At 42.5% G+C, this 353-nt stretch carries 1 protein-coding gene; it reads right to left on the bottom strand.

Annotated features, from left to right (window positions below; genetic code table 11):
- Positions 1-33: 33 nt before the first annotated feature.
- Positions 34-353 (bottom strand): hypothetical protein (locus AB4585_RS23285; RefSeq protein ID WP_372171153.1); only part of this gene is annotated, 320 nt, incomplete at its 5' end.

The raw sequence follows: 353 nt of genomic DNA, 5'->3' as shown, positions 1-353 counted from the left end.
TTGTTGGATAGTGGCCACTGCAGGTTGGTTTGCTTATTGTTGTGTGTCGGTGTGGTTTTGAATTTTCTTACTGAGATATCGAATGGTCGATGTGTTTCTCGCTATGGTGGCTAGTGAGTAGAATAGGCTAAGGGTTGAACAGACGATGATGGCAATTTCGTATTGCGGATCATAAATCGTGCATAAGTAGATGGTGATGGTAAAGAGGATTGCGTTTACGCTGGCCATCCATCTTACTCTAGTTAATTTTTTTCTCATCGTAGTGCAGCGTTCTACGATGTCTTTGTTGATTTCGTCTTGTGGCCGTGTAGTTGCATTGGGTAATTTGAGTGCATTGGATTGCACTTCAAGCA

Origin of the sequence: Vibrio sp. 10N.222.49.C9, from assembly GCF_041474985.1 — a bacterium.
Classification (GTDB): Bacteria; Pseudomonadota; Gammaproteobacteria; order Enterobacterales; family Vibrionaceae; genus Vibrio; species Vibrio crassostreae_C.
This window is presented reverse-complemented; position numbering and strand designations above follow the sequence as displayed.